The sequence below is a fragment of the Methylosinus sp. R-45379 genome (genome assembly GCF_001644125.1).
Classification (GTDB): domain Bacteria; phylum Pseudomonadota; class Alphaproteobacteria; order Rhizobiales; family Beijerinckiaceae; genus Methylosinus.
On the sequence record NZ_LUUM01000281.1, the window covers coordinates 16,122 to 38,409 of the forward strand.

Sequence of the window (22,288 nt, forward strand, 5' to 3'; positions counted from 1 at the left end):
GCGCGCGGCCAGCAGCGGGCTGTGGCCTCCTCCTGCGCGCGAATCTGCGGGCGCCCGCTCTCGTCGGCCGGAGATTTGCCGGATGGCGGCGCAAATGTCGACTCTTCCGCAAGCTCGGCCGTCGACGCGGCCGCTGCGACTGTCGCGGCCAGAGAGACGCCTCGCAAGGAACATCGTCAGAACACAGGCGCCGCCGTCTAATATTCGTGTCGAATTATCAGTATTATTCCCGATATCCTATTGGCGCGTTCGTAACGACGGCCATGCTTTATCCGCCTTTGCGGTCTAACCAGGACGCGCTCGCCTCCGATAATGGCTCGTTACATGAGAGCGAAGCCCCGGCCGAAGCTTCGCTGTGAGCGGCTCTTTCCGGTCGAAACTCGGTCGCGAGAAGGTATAATGAATGAGATGGCCATGCGGTCTTTCGTGCGAATGAGTGAGATGGACGAATCCAAAAGGGAGGGCCAGCCGGCGACGACGGGCGATGCGCCCGCCCCGACGGCGCTGGTGACGGACAGGCGGCCCGGCGAGCGGGGCTCCGGCCAGCGCGCGCTGGCCGTTGAGACCAAGGAGACCCGCGTCGCCAATCTGACCGGCGCGATGCGGCGGGCGCGGCTCGCCAACGCCGAGCGCTCGGGCGTTCTCGCCGATCTTCGCGACGCCGAGATCGCCCGGCTCGAGATTTTGCGGGACCATTTGGAGCCCGTCCTCGCCCAGGCGCCGAAGGATTGCGATCTCTTCGACATAGGCGTCTCACATGGCGATCGGCCGCGGCTCTTCATCGATCATGTCGGCTTCGTCGAGATGGGCCGCGACCGCCGCACCTATCGTTTCCTGCAGGACACGCGCAACGGCCGCGTCACCATAGGCGAAAGCGAAAATATCGCGACGGTGGTGGAGGCGATCACCGAATATATGGCGCATCGGCTGATAGAGCGGGAAAAAGCGCTGGCTTTCGATTTCGCCGGACAAGGCGGCGCCCGCGCCTTCACCGAGGAGGCGGCGAAGAAAAAGCAGCTGGCGGCCCCCAAGGCGAGCCTGCCCGTCCTGCCCCGCCCGGGCGGAATCGGCGAAAAGCTCTATCGTGCGGTTTTGTTCCTGGCGCAGGGCGCGGGCGCGGCGGCGTTCTTCTTTCTGCTGTGGCAGCTCGGCGTTCACGCCATCCCCTATTTGCCGCGTTGAGGCTTCAAAGAGCGAGCGCGTCCAACTCCTCTATCGTCTCGCCGTCCGCGCCCAATCCGCGAGAGCGGGCGGCGATGGAGATTTTGTCGGCCTCGCGCTCGATGGAATAGAGATTATAAGCGGCGCGAGGATAATGCGCGCCCGCCTTGGCCGAGGCGGAGGCCACGCCGATGACCGGCGTCTCCCCATGCGCGCCGGGCAGGCGATGCAGGCTGATCTTGTGATTATGGCCGTGCAGGATCAGCTCGGCGCCGTGACGGGCGATGATCGCCTCCAGCTCGGCGGCGTCATCGAGACCGCGCAAAAGCTTGGCGCCGCCGCGATGCGGCGGATGATGCAGCAGCACGACCCGCGCCAGCCCTTCGGCCTTGGTCTTGTCGAGCAGCGCCGCCAATTTCTCGCGCTGCTCGGCGCCGAGCCGACCGGAGGCCACGAAAGGCGCCGTCGGCACGGCCGAATCGAGACCGATGAGCGCCACCCCGCCGCGCCGCCGCAGATAGGGGAAGCCGGCGCCCTCCTCCGATGTCGTCCAAGGCGCGAAGGTCTCGGCGATACGGGGCACGGCGGCGGGAACATAGGCGTCGTGATTGCCGGGGGTGAAGCTCACATGCTCCGGGCTGCCGAGGCCCGAGAGCCAGAGCCGCGCCGCCTCTATCTCGGCGTCGAGCCCGATATTGACGATATCGCCGGTCATCACGACATGGTCGGGCTTTTGCGCTTCCATATCCGCGACGAGCCGGCCGAGCAGACCCATGTCATGCGCCTCCGCCCGCTTATTGATCCAATTGGCGTAGCCGGTGAGCCGCTTGCCGGCGAGCTCGCGCAGGCTCGGCCGCGGGATCGGCCCGATATGGGCGTCGGAGAGATGAGCGAGCAGAAACGCCATTGGCTAGCCTCACGCGCCGCCGATGAGTATGCCGGCCGCGAGCACGATCGCGCCGCCGAGCACGATCTGAAACACCGCCTGCAGGAAAGGCGTGTCCATATAGCGCGCGCGGATGAAGGCGATCGCCCACAGCTCGAAGAAGACGACCGCGCCGGCGATGGTCGTCGCTATGGCGAAGCTGTCGGGGATCGCATCCGGCACGAGATAAGGCAGCGTATGGCCGAGGCCGCCGAGCGTCGTCATCAGCCCGCAGACGCTTCCCCGCAGGATCGGCGAGCCACGGCCGGTCAGCGAGCCATCGTCCGAGAGCGCCTCGGCGAAGCCCATGCTGATGCCGGCGCCGATGGAGGCGGCGAGGCCGACGAGAAAGGTCTCCCAATTATTATGGGTGGCGAAGGCGGCGGCGAACAGCGGCGCCAGAGTCGAGACCGAGCCGTCCATGAGCCCGGCGAGGCCCGGCTGCACATATTGCAGGATGAAGAAACGCCGATAGGCGAGATCCTCCTCCTTTTTCGCGCCGGGCGTGAGGATTTGCGAGCCGAGACGCATGGCGAGCGTCTCATGCCCCTGCTCCGCCGCGGCGAGATCGCCGAGCAGCTTACGCACGCCGACGTCGGTCGCCCGTTCCGCCGCGCGCTGATAGAAGAGCGCGCTCTCATATTCCATGACCTCCGCTTCCTTGCGGATCGTCTCGAGCGAGAGATTGCGGGTCAGCCAGATCGGCCGGCGGCGCAGAAAGCCCTTCACATCCTCGCGCCGGATGGGCGGAAGATTGGGGCCGAAACGCTTCTGATAGAGGTTGAGCAGCGCATGGCGATGGGCGGCCTCCTGCTCGGCCATCTCCTCGAAGACCTGGGCGGAAGAAGGATAGCGCTCGGAGAGGTCTTCGGCGAAGCTCTGATAGATGCGGCCGTCCTCCTCCTCGGAGGCGATGGCGACGGCGAGAATTTCACGTTCCGTGAGGTCGCTAAAGGATTTCAATCTGGCGCTCCTTGCGCGCGGCGGAACGGCGGCGCTAGTTAGCTCTCGGCGTCGCGCCGGCGACGATTTGGAGCGGTTCTAGAGTGTCGAACCATGGAACGCCAGATATTTGAACCGACGGCCGCCGCACAGGCGCCGGGCCGATGAGCGAGTCCGGCTGGCGGACGCTGCTGACGACGCGGCTCGTCGTGCTCGCGGCGACGGTGATACGGCCGATGACGCTCGGCGTCCGCGGCCTCGTCGTCGATGCGGACCGGCGCGTGCTGCTGGTGCGGCACACCTATATCTCGGGCTATTATCTGCCCGGCGGCGGCGTCGAGCCGGGCGAGACGCTCGAGCAGGCGCTCGCCCGCGAGCTGGCCGAGGAAGGCAATATAGAGCTGGAGGCGCCGGCGGAACTGCGCGGCGTCTATCTCAACCGCCGCATCTCCAAGCGCGACCATGTGGCGTTTTTCGTCGCGCGCGCCTTTCGTCAGACCGCGCCGCGCCCGCCCGACCATGAGATCGCCGAGGCGGGCTTCTTCCCGCTCGACGCCCTGCCCGAAGGCGCGACTCCGGCGACGCGGGCGCGCATAGCGGAGGTCTTCGGCGGCGCGACAGTCTCGCCCTATTGGTGAGCAGCCAGCCTCCCCACATCCCGCCAACCATAGGCGACCTGCGGAACGCTGCGCCAGGAGAGCTCGTGGCCGAAGCGTCGAGCGCCCATCGCCTCATAGAAGCGGCGGGCGGGGAGATTTTCGCGCAGCACCACGAGGCTCGCCCATTTGAGGCCGCTGGCGCGCATCTCCTCCGCCATCAGCCGCATCAGCCAGCCGCCGAGCCCGCGTCTCTGCGCGGAGCGGCGCAGATAGATGGCGCAAATCTCGCCGCCGCGGCCGAGCCGTCCGCCGAGCGCGAGCTCATGCGCGCGCCAATGGGTGAAGCCCACCGTCTCTCCGGCGGCGTCCATCGCCAGAGTGACGCGGTCTCCCTTCATCTGAAAAACCCCGCGCCAATGATCGAGGCGCTCCCCTAGCGAGAGGGCGGCGAAGGTCTCCGCCGGCAGCAGGCCCACATAGGTCTCGCGCCAGCAGGCGAGATTGAGCGCGGCGAGCGTTTGCGCATCCGCTTCCGTCGCCGCGCGTGACGAGAATTCGCTCACCGAGACACCCTCACCGAGACTCGCTCACCAAGGCTTGGCCGGCGGCGGATCGATGAGCAGGCCGAGATCGCGCCAGCCATAGGCGACCTCCGGCACGCCGCGCCAGGCGCCTTCGACGCCGATCTTGCGGCCGCCGAGCTTCTCGTAGAATTTCCGCGCCGTGAAATTATGCCGCAGCACCCAGAGGCTCCCCCATTCGATCCCGCGCTCGCGCAGCGCCTGCGCCATGACGCGCATGAGACAGCGGCCGGCGCCGAGGCGCTGCGCCTCCTTCAGCAGATAGATCGCCTGGAATTCGCCGGCATAGCCGCGCTCGCCGAGAATAGCGCTCTGCTGCGCGCCGCTGGCCGCAAAGCCGATGGCGGCGCCGTCCTTCAGCGCCAAAAACACGCTCGGCGGCGGCTGTTGCGGCCCGCCGCCGCCCAAGGTCTCACCCCATTGCGCGAGGCGCGTCTCGAGCGTGTATTCCGCGAGAATTTCCGCCGGCGCCAGAGGCGTATAGGTCTCCGCCCAGCAGGCGACATGGAGGGCGGCGATCGTCTCTGCGTCCGCCGGCGTCGCTGGTCTGATCTCGATCGCATCCATGCGCGCGTTTTCAGCAAGACTCGGGCCGGTCGCGGTCTTTGCCGACCGGGCGGCCCATGTTATGCGCAGCCATGATCGATCTCGTCATCCGCTTCTCGCCGCAGACGCCGGCCGATGCGCCCCAAATCGAAAAGCTCGAGGAGCGGGCTTTCGGTCCGGGGCGATATGCGCGCACGGCCTATCGGCTGCGTGAGGGCGTCGGAGCCGATCTCTCCCTCTCCTTCGTCGCCCATGTCGGCACGCTGCTGGTCGGCGCCAATCGCATGACGTCCATCCTCATCGACGAGGCCCCGGCCCTGCTGCTCGGCCCGCTGACGGTCGAGCCGGCCTTTCGCTCGCAGGGGCTCGGCGAAGCGCTGGTCAAGAAATCGCTGGACGCCGCCCGCGACGCCGGTCACGGGCTGGTGCTGCTGGTCGGCGACATCGACTATTACGCCCGCCTCGGCTTCGCCCGCGTGCCGCATGGCAAGATCGTCATGCCGGGGCCGGTGGACGCCCGCCGCCTGCTCTATTGCGAGCTGCGCGAGGGCGCCTTCGACGCGGCCAATGGCAGGATGCGGCGGCTGTGACCTCTCCGACGAGGCGCCGCGCATGACAGCGCCGCGCCCCCTCCTCGCCCGTTATGAGAAGCTGGTCGCCAGCGGCGCGCTGGAGCGCGATCCCGCGCAGCTCGCTGCGCTCCAGCGGCTGGAAACGCTGGCGCGCGAGCTGACGCGCCGCCCCGCCGCCCCTTCGCCCAACGGCCTCGCCGCGCGGCTACGCGGGCTGCTCGGACGGCGCGCAGCCTGCGGCGCTCCGCGCGGACTCTACATTCACGGCCTCGTCGGGCGCGGCAAGACGACGCTGATGGATCTCTTCTTCGCCGAGCTTCCGCTCGCCGCCAAGCGCCGCGCGCATTTTCACGATTTCATGGCGCAGGTTCACGCGCGTCTGCTCGCCGCGCGCCGCAGCGCCGCGCCCGATCCGCTGGCGCATGTGGCGCAGGAGATCGCGCGCGAGACGCGCGTGCTCTGCTTCGATGAATTCGCCGTGACCGACATCGCCGACGCGACCATTCTCGCGCGTCTGTTCACACGGCTGCTCGAGGACGGCGTCATCATGGTGGCGACCTCCAATGTCGAGCCGCGCCGCCTCTACGAAGGCGGCCGCAATCGCGATCTCTTCCTGCCCTTCATCGCGCTGATCGAGGACAGGCTCGATCAGCTGCGTCTCGACGCGCGCGCCGATTTTCGTCTCGAGAAGACGCTGCTCGACGAGACCTTCTTCACGCCCGCCGACGCACGCGCCCGCGCGGCGATGGATGCGCTGTTTCTGCAGCTGAGCGGCGTCGCCATTGGCGCGCCGAGGACGCTGCGCGTCGCGCGCCGCGACATCGCCGTTCCGCAGGCCGCGGGGCGCGTCGCGCGCTTCTCTTTCGAGGAGCTGTGCGCGCGGCCGACCGGCGCCGCCGATTACATGGCGCTCGCGGAAGCCTTCGACACGATATTCATCGACGCGGTTCCCAAGATGAATTTCGAACGCCGCAACGAGGCCAAGCGATTCATCACGTTCATCGACATTCTCTATGAGAAGAAAACGCGGCTGATTCTCTCCGCCGAGAGCGAGGCGCTGGATCTCTATCACGCGCCGACGGGACATGAGGCGCAGGAATTCGCGCGCACAGTGTCGCGGCTGATCGAGATGCGCTCGCGCGATTATCTCGCCGCGCCGCATGCCGGCGCCGTGGAATAACCGACTCCCGCGTTCTGGCGGAATCGGATAGGCCTCGCATTCGCAGCCAGATTTTTTCGGCGCGGTCGAAAGTGCTTTTCGTCGTCTCGTTTCAATCTATGTTTTCGAAAAAGAGGCTTTCCTGCTCCTGGTCGCGACATTGCGGCGCGCGCTCGCGGCCGCTCTCACGGCCGGCGGCGTCGCGGTGATGCTCGCCGTCGTCCCCGCATCGGCGCAAGAGGACGATTCCAGCGCGCTGCTCGGATGGCCTGCATCGCCCGCCTCGCGCGCGCCTGCGTCATCTGGCTCGGACAAGAAATCCAACAGCAAAGCCAAGTCGCCGCCGTCCTGGCTCGACGCATTGACGGTGACGGGCTTCGTCGAGGCCGGCTCCACCTTCAATTTCGACAATCCGTTCAACAAGCTCAATTGGGGCCATCTGTTCACCGATCGCGCCAATCAGCCGCAATTCAACGCCGGCGTGCTCACCATGCAGCGCCTGCCGGATCCAAAGGCGAGGAAGGACTTCGACTTCGGCTTCAAGATTCAGACGATGGTCGGCTCCGACGCGCGCTACACGCATTTTATGGGGGAGCTCGATTATGCGATGCGCGACCGCACGCAGCTCGACATTCTGCAGGCTTTCGCGACCGTGCATCTGCCGTGGATCACGGACAATGGATTCGATGTGAAGATCGGCCAATTCGTCACGCTCGAGGGCGCCGAGCTGGTCGACAGCATTTTCTACAGCCATTCCTATATTTTCAATTTCGGCATTCCGCTCAAGCAGACCGGCGTGATGATCTCCTCCGATCTCGCCTCCTGGCTTTTTGTCCATGCGAGCGTGATGTCGGGCGATAGCGCCAGCCTCGGCTGGCCCGGCGACAACAACAGCGCCGCCTCATTCCAGGCCGGCCTGCGCATAAAGGCCTTCGACGACAGGCTGACCATTCTGGGGACGACTCACATCGGGCCGGAAGATCCGATGCAGCTCGATCCGCTCGGCGTCGGTTGGCCGAACATTCCGTATGAATGCGCCTGCGATCCCAATCGGGCGCTGTCCTACAGCAATGATGTGACGCTCACCTGGAAAGCGACGGATCGGCTCACTCTTAGCACAGACATAAACTATATTCGCGACGATGGATGGAACGCGCTCTCGGTGACGGGACTGTCCGAAGGCGCGCTGCGCCGGCTCGCCGATATCTACGGCTTCGACGCCAAGCTCATTCCGCGTCGCCCGCGCGGCGTCAACGGCTATGGCGTCGCGCAATATGTTTCTTACAAGATCGACGATGTGCTGCAGCTAAACGGCCGCGTGGAATTTTGGCGCGACCATAGCAATTTCTTCGTCGGCGCCTATCCCGGCTATTTCGACTACACGAACATAGAGCATGGCTTCTACACGCCTTCGGCGATCTTCCAGCCCGAGGGGCGCGGAACCAGCTATCTCGGGATCACCGCCGGGCTGACGATCACGCCGGAAATCCCCAAAGGTCTGCCGATCACCGGCCTGTCCCTGCGGCCGGAGCTGCGCTACGACGCATCGCTGACCGGCGCGGCGCCCTTCTTCGGCGCAAGCGGCTATCGACGCTCGACCGGCATGTTCGCGATGGATGTGATCGTGCCGTTCGCGCTGAAGTGACGGCGGGCAAAAGCCGCTGGCGACCCCGGTAGGATTCGAACCTACGACCTACTGCTTCGAAGGCAGTTGCTCTATCCAGCTGAGCTACGGAGTCGGCGCTCGCAAATTAGCATGTTCGGCCGGCGACGTCTCGGGCGCTGTGGTCGTTGCGCCCTTCCCGCCGCCAATGATCCGGCGGCCGTCGACCGCAATACTTGCTTCCTTGGCGACCCCGGCTGGATTCGAACCAGCGACCTACCGCTTAGAAGGCGGTTGCTCTATCCGGCTGAGCTACGGGGCCGTGGCGGAGGCTGCGGCAGTCAGTGCGTCCACTGGCCGACGCGCTGCGTCTTGAAATTATCGGCGTAGGAAATGATGCGGCGCGAAGGAGCGCCGGGCTTGGGCTCCTCGACGCGATAGACGAGCGCCTTGCGCTCGGCATAGGCGATCGCCTCCTCCTTGGTGCCGAAGCGCAGCCTGATCTGAGCCTTTGCGTCCGACGTGCCGGTCCACCCCATCAGCGGATCGAGCTCGCGCGGGGTCTCGTTCTCATATTCGAGGACCCAGGGCTTGGCCGGTCCGGGACCGGATTGCGTCGCGCTGGGGGACGGGCGGTGAATGCGTGCGGTCATATCGGCCTCGGCAAGAGCCGGCTCGCGAGCCGGCCGGAAACGAAAAATCGGCGCTGTGGCGGGGCTCCGCGCCAATGGTCGGGGCAGCAGGATTCGAACCTGCGACCTGAAGTACCCAAAACTTCCGCGCTACCAGGCTGCGCCATACCCCGTCTCGCGTATAGGCCGCGGAGCCCATTTCCGCCGAACGCCTCGCTAGCACGAGGGCGCGTCGCTCACAAGCGCGAGCGAGCGCGCCGACCGTGCTACCTCGCGAAAATCGGATGTTTGACCGTGTCGCCGACCGCGATCGACAGGCGCTGCGCCGCGCCGGCGGCCAGCTCGATGACCGCGAGCGCCGGCCCGCCGGAGGAGATCACGCGCTCCGAATAGGGCTCCGCGGCGAGCGCCAGGGAGACGACCTTTCCGGCGCGCGAGACGAAGACCATGTCGAGCGAGAGCGGCGTGTTCTTCATCCACATTGCGACCGGCCGCTCCTCGTGGAAATCGAACAGCATGCCGCCGTCCGCGGGGAGCGAGGCGCGGAACATCAGGCCTTTCTCGCGCTGGTCGGGCGTGCGCGCCACCTCGACGCGCAGCCGATGCGCGCCGGAGGCGGTGACGATCTCTATCGGCTCTATGGCCATTTTGACCGCGGGCGGCGGCGAGGATCCCGGCTCCTTCGCATGGCCGGGAACGGCCGCGCAAAAGAGAAGGACGAAAAACGCGGCTATGACGCCGAAAACGCTCCGCGACACCTCACCAGACATGCTCACCCTCGCCGCATCCAGGCCGCCGAGCGCATCGAGACACCGTCGAAACGCCAGCGCTTCGACGGTCATTCTGCCATTGCGGTCGGGAAATAAAAAGCGGCCCGGAAACGCGCCTGTCGCTCGGCCTCTAATGAGAGGCCGGCAGCGCCGATTCGAGCGGCCGCACTTCGGTCGCCATGAGGCCCTTGGGGCCGTCGCCATAGCGCACCAGAACACTGTCCCCGGGCTTCAGCTCGGCGAGTCCATAGCGGCGCACCGTCTCCATGTGCAGGAAGATATCGTCGGTGCCCTCGCCGCGGGTCAGGAAGCCGAAGCCTTTCACCCGGTTGAACCATTTGACTATGGCGATCTCATAGCCGCTCGACGGCGTCACTTGGACATGGGTGCGGACGGCGCCGTTCTGCGAAGGATGAACGGCCGTCGACTCGTCCATGCCGACGACGCGAAACACCTGCATGCCCTTCACGCGCTTCTGCGCCTCGCAGACGACGCGCGCGCCCTCATAGGCGGACTGGAATCCGGAACGACGTAGGATGGTCACATGCAAGAGAATATCTGCGCCGCCATCATCGGGAACGACAAATCCGTATCCCTTCGAAACGTCGAACCACTTGATGGTTCCGGACACTTCGACGAGATCGAGTCCGGCTTCACCATTTTCGACATTGATGGTCGACGCGCTCAACTCATTCTGGAATGAAATTTTTGCGCCCAACAGACCAACTCCCCCTGCCGATTCGGAACGAATGCGCTCCGCTCGCCTTCGAAGACTCGAATCGCGACGCTCGCCCGTGAATCACTGTGGTTAAGATATCATCGCCACGCTTTCCTCCAACCGACTTTTTTGTTTCGTGCGCCTTCGCTGTGGATACAAAGCCCGAAAATGCTTGGCGTTCCGCGACCTCGGCGCAGGTTACGCGAAATACCGTACGAGCGTCGCCAATGCGCGATCACGGCTCTTTGGGGCTCCTCGCGCGCATGTTTCGGCTTCGATCTTCGCCATCAAAGCGGCGTGATTGGGCGCCAGAGCGGCTTTCGGCCGCATTTGCGAGCGGCTCGGCCCCTCAGGGCGCGCGCGGCGCTGGACAGAGCGGCGCGAAACAATATGCTCGTCCATATGTTGCGGCCGTCGCGAAGCCGCGACATAGTGCGTCGCCGCCCGATGGTGGCGCAGCCGACGAGCCGCAATTCCCGCGAGAAGATCGCACGCAGCCCTTGAAAGCACGGACTTCGAACGAATGAGCTTCATCACACCGCGAGACGATCGTGAATTGGCGCAACGTGACGGCGCCCCGAATTTCGATCTCGCCTCTCTCTATGCCGAGCGGGAGAACGAGCGTTTCGCATTGCACTCGCAGCATCTCAACGAGATGTGGGTGCGCGTGCTGAAGACCATAGGCTATGACGTCGGATTCGTGCGCGGCGTCGGCCAATATCTCTACGACCGCAAGGGCGCGCGCTATCTCGACCTGCTGAGCGGCTGGGGCGTGTTCGCGATCGGCCGCAATCATCCCGCGCTGCGTGAGGCGTTGATGAGCGTGCTCGGCGCCGAGCTTCCCAATCTCGTGCAGCTCGACGTGTCGGTCCCCGCCGCGCTGCTCGCCGAACGGCTGCTCGGCTTCGCGCCTTATATGGAGAAAGTTTTTTTCGCCAATTCCGGCACGGAGGCGGTCGAGGCGGCGATCAAGTTTTCGCGCGCGGCGACGGGCCGTGCGGGGGTTCTCCATTGCGCGCATTCCTTCCACGGCCTCACTTATGGCGCGTTGTCGCTCAATGGCGACGAGATTTTCAAGAAGGGCTTCGGCCCGCTGCTCCCCGATACGCGTGAGATTCCCTTCGACGATCTCGCCGCGCTCGAGGAGGCGCTGCGCCATCGCGACGTCGCGGCCTTCTTCGTCGAGCCCATTCAGGGCAAGGGCGTGAACATGCCTGCGCAGGATTATCTCGCGCAGGCTGCGGCGCTCTGCCGCAAATACGGAACCTTGCTCGTCGCCGACGAGATTCAGACCGGCCTCGGCCGCACGGGAAAATTTTTCGCCGTGGAGCATTATGGCGTCGAGCCCGATCTCCTGCTCGTCGCCAAGGCGCTGTCGGGCGGCCATGTGCCGGTCGGCGCGGTGCTGACGCGCAAATGGATCTTCGACAAAATGTTCGACCGCATGGATCGCGCGGTCGTGCATGGCTCCACCTTCGGCAAGAACGATCTCGCAATGGCCGCCGGCCTCGCGACTCTCGAGGTCATGGCGAGCGAGAAGCTCGTCGAGAATTCCGCCGCCAAGGGCGAGCGTCTGCTCGCAGCCTTCCGCGTCATGGCCGAGCGCTACGAGCTCGTCGCCGATGTGCGCGGCAAAGGCTTGATGATCGGAATCGAGTTCGGCGAGCCGCGCTCGCTGAAGCTGAAAGCCGCATGGAACCTGCTGGAGACCGTCAACTCCGGCCTGTTCTGCCAGCTCATCAGCATACCTTTGTTCGAGCAGCACAAGGTGCTGACGCAGGTCGCCGGCCATGGCAATCACACGATCAAGCTGCTGCCGCCGCTCACCATCGATGATTTCGATTGCGATTGGATCGAGCGCTCCTTCGACAAGGTCATCGCCGACGCGCATCACGCTCCGGGGGCGGTGTGGTCGCTCGGCAAGACGCTCGCGAGCCATGCGCTGAAAGCCAAGCTCGGCTGACACGCCAAGGTTAATGAATTGGGAACGCGCCTTGCTCCGATGAGGCGCGCGACGGGAAGCCGCGCCGATTTGAGACGTCGGCGCATATTTCCATCCTGTCGCGCTCCGCTTCGAGACGAAAGGCGTCGATTATGCGTATCAGTGCGACGATTCTGTCTGCGGCCATGCTGGCCGCGCTCGCGGGCGTTCCCGCGTCCTCCTACGCCGGCGCGCGCGGACCGGTCGTCATTCGCGGGCTCGGCCCCAATGATTTCGCGCCGCGGGCGACCGCGAATTTTCAGCCGTTCCATCCCGCCGCTCGTCCGGCGCGCCATTGGCGCGAGGAGGAGCCGAGCTATGCCCGCGACGCCATCGCGCCCCGTCGCTATCGCGTCGCGGCGGAAGAAGCGACGTCATGGCGGCAGCCGATCCGTTATCGCGCCAGCGAAACAGCTCCCGTCCCCTATGCGGAGCCGGCCGATTATTCGCACGAGGATTACGCCCGCGCGGCCGTCGCGCCGCCGCGCTATCGTGTTCCAACGGAAGATGTGACGCAAGGGCGGCAGCCCATTCGCCATCGCGCCAGCGAAGCAGCTTCCATCCCTTATGCCGAGCCGGCCTATTATCCGCATGAGGGTTACGCAGGCGCGGCAATTGCGCCGCAGCGCTATCGCGTGGCCACGGAAGAGGCGGCGCAATGGCGGCGGCCAATTCGCTATCGCAGTGAAACTGCTGCCGCTCCCTATGTTGGGCAGGCCTATTATTCACACGCCGGCAATCCCTATGATCGCGCCTATCGGCCCGGCGCCTATACCGCGGTCGATCCTATTCCGCAGCGCTCGCCGCCCGTCTATGGCTATTTTCTCGACGAAGGCCCCTTCCCTACGCGATGAACTGATCGGCGCCAGAGCAGCGCGACTCGAAACCGACGCATTCGTCGGCTTGAATGTCGTGCAACTGCTCGTGAGGGAATCGCCATGCTCATGCTGACTCGGCGCGCCTTTCTCAGAGGCGCGATAGCGGGGGCGGCTTCCGCTTTCGCGGGAGCGGCCTACGCCTTCGGCTATGAGCCGCTGATGGAGCCGCGCGTCGCCCGCTATCACATTGCGCCGCGCGTCTGGCCGAAGGGTTTCGCGCTCGAGATCGCGGCGCTCTCGGATCTGCACGCCTGCGACCCGTGGATGTCGCTCGAGCGCATAGACGCGATCGTCGATCGCATGAATGCGCTGCGGCCGGACGTCATCGTGCTGCTCGGCGACTATGTCGCCGGATTGCATCGTTTCGCGACGCCGATTCCGGCGCCGCAATGGGCGCGCGCTCTGTCCCGCCTATCGGCTCCGCTCGGCGTCCATGCGATCCTCGGCAATCACGACATGTGGGACGACGAGACCGCGCAGCATCGCGGCCGCCACGAGACGATCGCGCGAGCGGCGCTCGAGGCCAATGGCATTCCGGTCTATGAGAATGCGGCCGTGTGTCTGACCCGCGGCGCGCGCCCCTTCTGGCTCGCAGGTCTGGCCGACCAATTCGCGATACCGACCGGTCGGCGCCGATGGAATGGGCTGGACGATCTGCCGGGGACGCTCGCCGAGGTCACGACCGACGATCCGGTGATCCTATTGGCGCATGAGCCCGACATTTTTCCGCGCGTGCCCGAGCGCGTCGCGCTGACGCTCTGCGGACATACGCATGGCGGCCAGGTGCGCCTCTTCGGCTGGGCGCCCATCGTGCCGTCCTTCTATGGCAATCGCTATGTCCATGGACATATCGTCGAGGACGACAAGCATCTCGTCGTCTCCGGCGGATTGGGATGCACGGCGCTTCCGGTGCGCTTCGGCGCGCCCCCGGAAGTCCTTCACATTCGGGTCGAGGCGCCGGCGGCGTGACGCGCGCCGGCGGCCGCCTCACTCGCCGGCCGCTTTCAGCTTCTCGCCGCTCTGGCTGCGCGCCAGAAGCTCGGTGAGCGCGCGGCGATATTCGACCGGCATCACCTTGCGGAACTTCGGCTTATAGCTCTCCCAATCGTCGAGGATCGCGCGCGCGCGCGTCGAGCCCGTGTAGCGCAGATGATTGGAGATGAGATGCTTCAGACGCTCGGCGTCGAAGCGCGTCATATCGGTCATCACATCGACGCGGCCATGCTGCTCTAGGTCGCCGCTCTGATGATAGGCCTGCGTCATCGCGGTCTCCTCGTCGCGCACCGGCTCGAGATCGACCATCGACAGATTGCAGCGCTCGGCGAAGCCGCCGTCCTCATCCAGCACATAGGCCACGCCGCCCGACATGCCGGCCGCGAAATTGCGGCCCGTCGGGCCGAGCACGACGACGACGCCGCCGGTCATATATTCGCAGCCATGGTCGCCGACGCCCTCGACGACCGCATAGGCGCCGGAGTTGCGCACGGCGAAACGCTCGCCCGCGACGCCGCGCAGATAGGCCTCGCCGCCCACGGCGCCATAGAGCACGGTGTTGCCGACGATGATCGACTTCTCCGGCACGATCTGCTTGGCCTCGCGCGAGGGATAGACGATGACCTTGCCGCCCGAGAGTCCCTTGCCGACATAGTCGTTCGCCTCGCCCTCGAGACGCAGCGTCACGCCGCGCGCGAGAAAGGCGCCGAAGCTCTGCCCCGCCGTGCCGGCGGCGCGAATATCGATCGTGTCCTCCGGCAGGCCGGTGAGGCCATAGACGCGTGCGACCTCGCCTGACAGCATGGCGCCGGTCGAGCGATCGACATTGCGGATCGCCGTCTCGATGGAGGTCTTCGCGCCGCGGTCGATCGAGGCGCGCGCCGCCTCGATGAGCTTGTTGTCGAGAACCTTGTCGAGGCCGTGATCCTGCGTGAGGCTGTGACGGATCGCGGCGCCCTCGCCCGCCGGCTTGTGGAACAGCTTGGAGAAATCGAGTCCCTTCGCCTTCCAATGGGCGAGCGCCTTCTCCTTGTCGAGCATCTGCATCTGGCCGATCAGCTCGTCGAAGCGGCGATAGCCCATTTGCGCCATCAGCTCGCGAACCTCTTCGGCGACGAAGAAGAAGAAGTTGATGACATGCTCGGGCTGGCCGACGAAGCGCTTGCGCAGCACAGGGTCCTGCGTCGCGACGCCCACGGGGCAAGTGTTGAGATGGCATTTGCGCATCATCACGCAGCCTGCCGCGATCAGCGGCGCGGTCGCGAAGCCGAACTCGTCCGCGCCGAGCAGCGCGCCGACGATGACGTCGCGGCCCGTGCGCAGGCCGCCGTCGACCTGCACGGCGATGCGCGCGCGCAGATTGTTCAGCACCAAGGTCTGATGCGTCTCGGCGAGGCCGATCTCCCACGGGCTACCCGCGTGCTTGATGGAGGTGAGCGGCGAGGCGCCCGTGCCGCCGTCATAGCCGGAGATCGTCACATGATCGGCGCGGCCCTTGGAGACTCCGGCGGCGACCGTGCCGACGCCGACCTCGGAGACGAGCTTCACCGACACATCGGCGCGCGGATTCACATTCTTCAAATCGAAGATCAGCTGCGCCAAATCCTCGATCGAATAAATGTCGTGATGCGGCGGCGGCGAGATGAGGCCGACGCCCGGCGTCGAATGGCGCACTTTGGCGATCACCGCATCGACCTTGTCGCCCGGCAATTGTCCGCCTTCGCCGGGCTTCGCGCCCTGCGCCATCTTGATCTGGATCATGTCGGAGTTGACGAGATATTCCGCCGTCACGCCGAAACGCCCAGAGGCCACCTGCTTGATCGCCGAGCGCGCGCTGTCGCCATTGGGCAGCGGCTTGAAGCGCTCCGGCTCCTCGCCGCCCTCGCCCGTGTTGGACTTGCCGCCGATGCGGTTCATCGCAATGGCGAGAGTCGTGTGCGCCTCGCGCGAGATGGAGCCGAAGGACATGGCGCCGGTGGAGAAGCGCTTGACGAGTTCGCTCGCCGGCTCGACCTCGTCGAGCGGCACGGGCGCGCGTCCATCTTCCTCCGCCGTCTTGACGCGGAACAGACCGCGCAGATTGAGCAGCTTGTCGTCCTGCTCGTTCAAATGCTGCGCGAAGGCGCGATATTTGTCCTGCGCATTGGCGCGCACGGCGTGCTGCAGCAGCGACACCGTATGCGGCGTCCAGCTATGCGCCTCACCGCGAATGCGGAAAGCGTAATCGCCGCCGACGTCCAGCGCGTCGCGATAGATGGCCACATCGCCGAAAGCGTCCTTGTGACGGCGCACCGTCTCGGCCGCGATCTCGTCGAGGCCGACGCCCTCGACGCGCGTTGTCGTGCCGCGGAAGAATTCGTCGATGAAGCTCTGCGCGAGGCCGACGGCGTCGAAAATCTGCCCGCCGCAATAGGACTGATAGGTCGAGATGCCCATTTTGGACATGACCTTCAGCAGGCCCTTGTCGACCGCCTTGATGAAACGCTTGATCGCCGTCTGCCCATCGACGTCGGAGGGGAATTCCTCGGTCGAAGCCTCGAGCGTCTCGAAGGCGAGATAGGGGTTGATCGCCTCCGCGCCATAGCCCGCGAGCAGCGCGAAATGATGCACCTCGCGCGCTTCGCCCGTCTCGACGACGAGGCCGACCGAGGTGCGCAGGCCGCGACGAATGAGATGATGATGCACGGCCGCCGTGGCCAGCAGCGCCGGAATCGGAATGCGATCCGGCCCCACCATGCGGTCGGAGAGGATGATGATGTTATAGCCTCCGTTCACCGCCTTCTCGGCGCGCTCGCCGAGCCGGTTCAGCGCCTCGCGCAGGCCGGCGGCGCCGGTCGCGGCGTCATAGGTGATGTCCAGCGTCTTGGTGTCGAAGCTGTCTTCGATATGGCCGATACAGCGGATCTTCTCGAGGTCCTCATTGGTGAGGATGGGCTGACGCACCTCGAGCCGCTTGCGCTTCGCCGAACCCTCGTGATCGAGAATATTCGGGCGCGGGCCGATGAAGGAGACGAGGCTCATCACCAATTCCTCGCGGATCGGATCGATCGGCGGATTGGTGACCTGCGCGAAGTTCTGCTTGAAATAGGTGTAGATCAGCTTGGGCTTGTCGGAGAGCGCCGAGATCGGCGTATCCGTGCCCATGGAGCCGACCGCCTCCTGGCCGGTGACGGCCATGGGGAAGAGCAGCAGATCGAGCTCCTCCTGCGAATAGCCGAAGGCCTGCTGACGATTGAGCAATGACACATCGGCGCGTGAGGCGCGCGGCTCGACGGGCTTCAGATCCTCGAGCACGATCTGCGTGCGCTCGAGCCATTGCTTATAGGGATGCGAGGAGGCGAGCTCCTTCTTGATCTCGTCGTCGGAGACGATGCGTCCCTGCTCGAGATCGACGAGCAGCATCTTGCCCGGCTGCAGGCGCCACTTCTGCACGATCTTGTCTTGGGGGATCGGCAGCACGCCCATCTCCGACGCCATGACGACGAGTCCGTCCTCGGTCACGAGATAGCGCGCCGGACGCAGGCCGTTGCGGTCCAGCGTCGCGCCGATCTGGCGGCCGTCCGTGAAGGCCATGGCGGCGGGACCGTCCCAGGGCTCCATCAGCGCGGCGTGATATTCATAAAAGGCCTTACGGTCGCCATCCATCAGCGGATTGCCGGACCAAGCCTCGGGGATCAGCATCATCACCGCATGAGCGAGCGAATAGCCGCCCTGCACGAGAAACTCGAGCGCATTGTCGAAACAGGCGGTGTCCGACTGGCCCTCATAGGAGATCGGCCACAGCTTCTCTATGTCGTTGCCGAATAGCGGCGAGGCGACGGAAGCCTGCCGCGCGGCCATCCAGTTGAGATTGCCGCGCAGCGTGTTGATCTCGCCATTATGCGCGACGAAGCGGTAAGGGTGCGCGAGGCGCCAGGACGGGAAAGTGTTCGTCGCGAAGCGCTGATGCACGAGCGCGATGGCGCTGATGAAGCGCGGGTCTTTCAGATCGAGGAAATATTCGCCGAGCTGCGAGACCAGCACCATGCCCTTGTAGACGATGGTCTGCGAGGACACTGAAACCGAATAATGCTCGCGAGCCGCCGGCCCACGCGCGTAAATCTCGTTGGAGGCGGTCTTGCGCGCGAGATAGAGGCGGCGCTCGAAATCGACATCGTCGGTCACTAAGGGGCCGCGGCCGATGAAGACCTGCCCATGCACCGGCTCGACCGCCTTCACCGCCTCGCCGAGATCGCTCGAATCGACCGGCGTGTCGCGCCAGCCGAGCACGACGAGGTCCTGGCTCGCGGCGGCGGCTTCGATGAATTCCTTCGCCTTGGCGCGCTCCGCCTCGTCGCGCGAGAGGAAGAATTGGCCGATGGCGTAATGGCCGGGCTCCGGCAGGGCGAAGCCGAGCTTGGCGCATTCTTCCGCGAAGAACTGGTGCGGGATCTGCACGAGAATGCCGCAGCCGTCGCCGAGCTTGGGGTCCGCGCCCACGGCGCCGCGATGATCGAGATTGAGCAGGATCTGCAGACCCATCTCGACGATCTCGTGGCTCTTGGCGTTGTGCAGATTGGCGACGAAGCCGACGCCGCAGGAATCATGCTCTTTGGACGGATCGTAGAGGCCCTGAGCCTGCGGCAGGAGGGGGTCTCTGGCGTCGATCGCGGTCATGGCGGCGTCTCCCGGGCGAGTCCGGAGGCGGCTCGGCCCGATCGCCGCGCCCGCGTCCCCGTCCTCTGTCGTCGAAATCATAGCTTCGCTCGCAGGGTCGCGCGAGCGTCATTGGCGCAGAATGGTCAGCATGGCTGACATATCGGCGGGAAATATTGTTGCCAGATTTGCGTCCCTCGCACAAGCAATCTGCCGCTACAAAACCGAATTCCTGGCGCATTCCACCGCCGGCGCGCGCCGGCTGCGTCCAAAGCTCGCCGCAATGGTCGCCCAAGCTCGGCAATCGAGACGGGGCCAGACGACCAGATGGATGTGGAGCGGTTCATGACGCTATCGAGACTGCGGCCGAAGCTCTTGCTCGCGATCGCGAGCCTCGCGCCGATGGCGGTGCCGACGCCGGCCGCGGCGGATTTCTTCTTTCGCCCCTTCGGCTACGCCTTTCACCAGCCGATTCCGGAGCCCGCGCCCAACGCTACGCCGCAAGCGATCGCCGGGATTTTGAGCGAGGAGGGATTTCGCCTCGTCGGCGGGCTCGGCCGACGCGGCGATCAGGTGGTGGCGACAGGCGTGGACCGCCGCAGCCATTATCGGCGCTTTCTGATCGACCCCTATGAGGGCGAGATTTTGCGCTCCTGGCGCATTGGGCCGGAGGGCGGGCCGGGCTTCGTCGAAGCGCCGCCCGCCGCCTATCGTGGCGGGCCTGGGCCGGAGTCCTATGACGGGCCTCGAGCCAGCGCCGCGGAAGATCCTCTGGTCGTGCCCGGCCTCGGCGGCGAGCCGCGTCGCCCCGCGCCGCAATCGGCCGCTCCCGCTCGTCGCGCGGAGACGCCGGCGCGCGCCCATGCCGCCATCAGGCAGGAGAACGCCGAGACGCAGCGCCCGCCCCATTCGCCGCCCTCCGAGGCGACCAAGCCGCCGGCGCGCGCCGCCGCTCCGCAAGACAGGCCGACGGCTCCCAAGCCCGCCGCCGCGAAGCCGGCCGAGCGCAAGGCGCCGGCGCAACAGCACTCTGGTCCGACCCCGCCGCAAGGCGCGGCCTCGGCGCCCGCGTCCGCTCCTTCTCCTTCTCCTTCTCCTTCTCCTTCTCCTGCCGCCGCCCCTGCCCAGCCGATCCAAGCCGCTCCCGAGCCGCCGCATGCGGCCGCTCCGGAACCCGCCGCCGTCGGCCATCAGCAGGCGGCGCCGGCGCCACAGACCATCGTTCCAGCGACGCCCGCCACGCCGACGCCCGCCGCTGCGGCTCCCGCCAATCCGGTCTCGGCGGAGCAATCCAAGGCGCCGCCCGCGGGCGAGCCGCCCAAGCCGACGCCCGGCGGCTGAGCGAAAAAAGAGGCGTCCCTCGCGGGACGCCTCGATTTTTTTTGCCGAGGAGGGATGCGGCCTGAGATCAGGCGGCTTTGGCGTCGATCGTCTGCGCCGGAACGCCGCCGCCGATCTCGATGCGGCGCGGCTTCTGCGCCTCGGGAATCTGGCGGACCAGATCGACATGCAGCAAGCCATTGGCGAGGGTCGCCCCAGTCACGACGACATGATCGGCGAGCTGGAAGCGGCGCTCGAAGGCGCGCGCGGCGATGCCTTGATGCAGCATCTCGCGCTTGACGCCGCCGGTCTCGGGCTGCGGGTCTTTCGCGCCCTTGATGGTCAGCGTGTTCTCGCGCGTCTCGATGGAGAAATCCTCACGCGCAAAGCCGGCCACGGCCAAGGTCACGCGATAGTCGTTCTCGCCGGTGCGCTCGATATTATAAGGCGGATAGGTCGGAGCCGCCTCCGCGCCCGGACCCTGGTCGAGCAGGGAGAAGAGACGATCGAAGCCGACGGTCGAGCGATAGAGGGGGGAAAGATCGAAGGGACGCATGTCATTGTCCTCCTAGAAGCGACAGTGGAAGCGCGATCGGGATGTTCGTCCCCGCTCGCGCCGGGGATGAAAGCGCGTCCGCTACGGCCCGCGCTGAATTCCATGTGGGAGCGCTTTTTGCGACCTGCAAGAGGCGCCGGCGCGGGTGTCGCAATTTTGTGACAGGCCCCGACTTTTCGCCGCGAGCGCGACGATCGCATTGACCGCGGAAATTTCCGGGCGCTAGTTTCGCGCATGGCGAAGCTGAGGTCACGGCGCTGGTCGGACGTCTCCACGGCGAGGCGCGCGCTCGTCTCGGCGCTGGCGCTTTGCCTTTTCGCGCTGCAGGCCCTCGTCGCCGCCTCGCTGGTCCGAGCGCATGATGCGCCTTTGGCGGGCGGCGTCTCGGCCTCCGCCTATTGCGAGCCGCACAGAGACGGCGCGCCGCCGGCGGAGCGCGATCATGCGCCCTGCTGCATTCTCTGCGTCGCCAGCCGCGATCTGCCGAGCCTCGCCGAGCCACCGTCCGCGGAGCCGACCCTCGCGCCGGTCGCTTTCGCCTTCGTCGCCTATGCCTCGACAGCGCCGCCGCAGCGCGGACCCGCCGGCTGGGCCAGCTCCTGGTCGTCCCGCGCCCCTCCCCTCGCCTGATCGCGCGGCGCGCCGCGATCGCGGCCGCCGTTTCGATACGCCGATCGACGCACCGGACGCCCCCGCGCCCGGGCGACGCTGCGACGGATGGCGCCGATGCCCAACACGAGATTTTCGATTTTGCGCGAGCTCTTCGCGCGCACGCAACGCGATCTGACGCGCCTGCTGACGCGGCGGGTCGGTCCCGATCACGCGCCGGACATCGTGCAGGAGGCGTTTCTGCGCGTCATGCATCGCGACATGACCGAAGAAATATCCGATCCGCCGGCCTATCTGCGCCGCACCGCCGTCAATCTGGCGATGGATTTTTCGCGCCGGCGCAAGCTCGAGAGCAAGCTCTTCGTCGCCGATCCGGAGAGCTGTGACGCGCCCTCGGACGAGCCCTCCGCCGACGAGACTCTGGAAGCGGACCGCCGCGCGCGGATTCTTACCGCGGCGATCGAGACGCTGCCGCCCAAATGCCGCGAGGTCTTCGTCCTGCGCATGCATCACGACGTCCCGCAGGACGAGATCGCGCGGCGTCTCGGCATTTCCCGCAATATGGTGGACCGGCATTTGCGCATCGCCATAAAGCGCTGCCGAAGCGCGGTGCAGTAGAAAAATTCCCGGCGAGGCATCCGCGATTCCGGCCGTCGTTCGTCTGTATGTGTGAGGAGCGAGTTTCGATCTATGGCCGCCCACAAACATCCCGCGCCGCAGGAGAGCGCCTCGCAGGACTCCGCCGTCGCCTGGTGGGTGCGGCGCGACGCCGGCGACATGTCGAGCGCCGAGATCGCCGCCTTCGAGGCCTGGATCGCCGATCCGGCCAACGCCGCGGCCTTCGCCTATATTTGCGCGCTCTGCGGCGAGGTGAAGGCTTTGAAGCCGCGCCGCGTCGACGCCCTCGCGGCTCGGCGGCGGCGACGCATGGCCTACGCCGCCGCGCTGGCCGCCACTCTGGCGGCCGTGGCGAGCTTCGATTCGCTGCGCCTGCTCTGGAGCGCCGATTTCCGCACCGCCGCCGGCGAGACGCGCATGGTCACGCTCTCGGACGGCTCCAAGATCCAGCTCGGCGGAAGATCGGCCATCGCCGTGCATTACGCCGCCG

At 66.1% G+C, this 22,288-nt stretch carries 21 protein-coding genes and 3 tRNA genes; 12 read left to right on the forward strand and 12 right to left on the reverse strand.

Features of this window, described 5'->3' with window-relative positions; all coding sequences use genetic code 11:
- Positions 1-441 precede the first annotated feature (441 nt).
- Positions 442-1,182 carry a hypothetical protein gene (locus A1351_RS19220; RefSeq protein ID WP_245267309.1) on the forward strand — a complete coding sequence of 247 codons (741 nt, stop codon included), beginning with the start codon at positions 442-444 and terminating at the stop codon, positions 1,180-1,182.
- 4 nt (positions 1,183-1,186) lie between these two features.
- On the opposite strand, the gene A1351_RS19225 is transcribed toward A1351_RS19220, so the two are convergent.
- Positions 1,187-2,068: a metallophosphoesterase gene (locus A1351_RS19225; protein ID WP_064033708.1), complete on the reverse strand. Its 882-nt coding sequence runs from the start codon at positions 2,066-2,068 to the stop codon at positions 1,187-1,189.
- A gap of 9 nt (positions 2,069-2,077) precedes the next feature.
- Complete coding sequence (gene mbfA, locus A1351_RS19230; protein ID WP_064033709.1) at positions 2,078-3,049, reverse strand: iron exporter MbfA; 972 nt, start codon at positions 3,047-3,049, stop codon at positions 2,078-2,080.
- Between the two features lie 143 nt (positions 3,050-3,192).
- Between mbfA and A1351_RS19235 the strand changes: the two genes are divergently transcribed.
- Positions 3,193-3,666, forward strand: a complete 474-nt coding sequence (locus A1351_RS19235; RefSeq protein WP_024879936.1) for an NUDIX domain-containing protein — start codon at positions 3,193-3,195, stop codon at positions 3,664-3,666.
- On the opposite strand, the gene A1351_RS19240 is transcribed toward A1351_RS19235, so the two are convergent.
- A complete protein-coding gene (locus tag A1351_RS19240) occupies positions 3,657-4,190 on the reverse strand; it encodes a GNAT family N-acetyltransferase (protein WP_036291526.1) in 534 nt (177 codons plus the stop codon). The genes A1351_RS19235 and A1351_RS19240 overlap by 10 nt on opposite strands.
- Before the next feature lie 24 nt (positions 4,191-4,214).
- Entirely contained in the window at positions 4,215-4,775 is a 561-nt protein-coding gene (locus A1351_RS19245; RefSeq protein WP_024879934.1) for a GNAT family N-acetyltransferase, read from the reverse strand.
- Positions 4,776-4,846: 71 nt separating this feature from the next.
- Here A1351_RS19245 and A1351_RS19250 point away from each other — a divergent pair, with 71 nt between their 5' ends.
- From A1351_RS19250 to A1351_RS19260, 3 genes are all read left to right on the forward strand, one after another.
- A complete protein-coding gene (locus tag A1351_RS19250) occupies positions 4,847-5,344 on the forward strand; it encodes a GNAT family N-acetyltransferase (RefSeq protein ID WP_024879933.1) in 498 nt (165 codons plus the stop codon).
- A 22-nt stretch (positions 5,345-5,366) separates the two neighbouring features.
- Entirely contained in the window at positions 5,367-6,506 is a 1,140-nt protein-coding gene (gene zapE, locus A1351_RS19255) for a cell division protein ZapE (RefSeq protein ID WP_024879932.1), read from the forward strand.
- Between the two features lie 139 nt (positions 6,507-6,645).
- Complete coding sequence (locus A1351_RS19260) at positions 6,646-8,130, forward strand: outer membrane beta-barrel protein (RefSeq protein WP_245291686.1); 1,485 nt, start codon at positions 6,646-6,648, stop codon at positions 8,128-8,130.
- A 17-nt stretch (positions 8,131-8,147) separates the two neighbouring features.
- On the opposite strand, the gene A1351_RS19265 is transcribed toward A1351_RS19260, so the two are convergent.
- The 6 genes from A1351_RS19265 to A1351_RS19290 all read right to left on the reverse strand — a co-directional run bounded on the left by A1351_RS19265 (position 8,148) and on the right by A1351_RS19290 (position 10,208).
- Positions 8,148-8,224, reverse strand: a tRNA-Arg gene (locus tag A1351_RS19265).
- Between the two features lie 109 nt (positions 8,225-8,333).
- Positions 8,334-8,410, reverse strand: a tRNA-Arg gene (locus A1351_RS19270).
- A gap of 19 nt (positions 8,411-8,429) precedes the next feature.
- Positions 8,430-8,741, reverse strand: a complete 312-nt coding sequence (locus A1351_RS19275; RefSeq protein ID WP_024879930.1) for an ETC complex I subunit — start codon at positions 8,739-8,741, stop codon at positions 8,430-8,432.
- Positions 8,742-8,816: 75 nt separating this feature from the next.
- Positions 8,817-8,893, reverse strand: a tRNA-Pro gene (locus A1351_RS19280).
- Positions 8,894-8,986: 93 nt separating this feature from the next.
- Complete coding sequence (locus A1351_RS19285; RefSeq protein WP_245267308.1) at positions 8,987-9,562, reverse strand: DUF192 domain-containing protein; 576 nt, start codon at positions 9,560-9,562, stop codon at positions 8,987-8,989.
- A 58-nt stretch (positions 9,563-9,620) separates the two neighbouring features.
- Entirely contained in the window at positions 9,621-10,208 is a 588-nt protein-coding gene (locus tag A1351_RS19290) for a cold-shock protein (protein ID WP_024879928.1), read from the reverse strand.
- 523 nt (positions 10,209-10,731) lie between these two features.
- On the opposite strand from A1351_RS19290, the gene A1351_RS19300 reads away from it, so the two are divergent.
- The 3 genes from A1351_RS19300 (at position 10,732) to A1351_RS19310 (ending at position 14,036) form a co-directional block, all read left to right on the forward strand.
- Positions 10,732-12,171: an aspartate aminotransferase family protein gene (locus A1351_RS19300; protein ID WP_024879926.1), complete on the forward strand. Its 1,440-nt coding sequence runs from the start codon at positions 10,732-10,734 to the stop codon at positions 12,169-12,171.
- A gap of 131 nt (positions 12,172-12,302) precedes the next feature.
- A complete protein-coding gene (locus A1351_RS19305) occupies positions 12,303-13,043 on the forward strand; it encodes a hypothetical protein (RefSeq protein ID WP_036308827.1) in 741 nt (246 codons plus the stop codon).
- 90 nt (positions 13,044-13,133) lie between these two features.
- Positions 13,134-14,036 (forward strand): metallophosphoesterase, encoded by a 903-nt coding sequence (locus A1351_RS19310; RefSeq protein WP_024879924.1) that lies wholly within the window; start codon positions 13,134-13,136, stop codon positions 14,034-14,036.
- 18 nt (positions 14,037-14,054) lie between these two features.
- Here A1351_RS19310 and gltB read toward each other — a convergent pair whose 3' ends face one another.
- Positions 14,055-18,716: a glutamate synthase large subunit gene (gltB, locus tag A1351_RS19315; RefSeq protein WP_024879923.1), complete on the reverse strand. Its 4,662-nt coding sequence runs from the start codon at positions 18,714-18,716 to the stop codon at positions 14,055-14,057.
- Between the two features lie 324 nt (positions 18,717-19,040).
- Between gltB and A1351_RS19320 the strand changes: the two genes are divergently transcribed.
- Positions 19,041-20,036, forward strand: coding sequence for a hypothetical protein (locus tag A1351_RS19320; RefSeq protein ID WP_157096380.1), 996 nt, complete (start codon positions 19,041-19,043; stop codon positions 20,034-20,036).
- 67 nt (positions 20,037-20,103) lie between these two features.
- Here the strand turns inward: A1351_RS19320 and A1351_RS19325 are convergent, their stop codons facing one another.
- Positions 20,104-20,571, reverse strand: a complete 468-nt coding sequence (locus tag A1351_RS19325; RefSeq protein ID WP_024879921.1) for an Hsp20 family protein — start codon at positions 20,569-20,571, stop codon at positions 20,104-20,106.
- Between the two features lie 234 nt (positions 20,572-20,805).
- On the opposite strand from A1351_RS19325, the gene A1351_RS19330 reads away from it, so the two are divergent.
- The 3 genes from A1351_RS19330 to A1351_RS19340 all read left to right on the forward strand — a co-directional run.
- Positions 20,806-21,201: a hypothetical protein gene (locus tag A1351_RS19330; RefSeq protein ID WP_024879920.1), complete on the forward strand. Its 396-nt coding sequence runs from the start codon at positions 20,806-20,808 to the stop codon at positions 21,199-21,201.
- A gap of 96 nt (positions 21,202-21,297) precedes the next feature.
- Positions 21,298-21,798 (forward strand): RNA polymerase sigma factor, encoded by a 501-nt coding sequence (locus A1351_RS19335; RefSeq protein ID WP_024879919.1) that lies wholly within the window; start codon positions 21,298-21,300, stop codon positions 21,796-21,798.
- A 72-nt stretch (positions 21,799-21,870) separates the two neighbouring features.
- On the forward strand, positions 21,871-22,288 hold a 418-nt coding region (locus tag A1351_RS19340; protein ID WP_157096381.1), incomplete at its 3' end, for a DUF4880 domain-containing protein.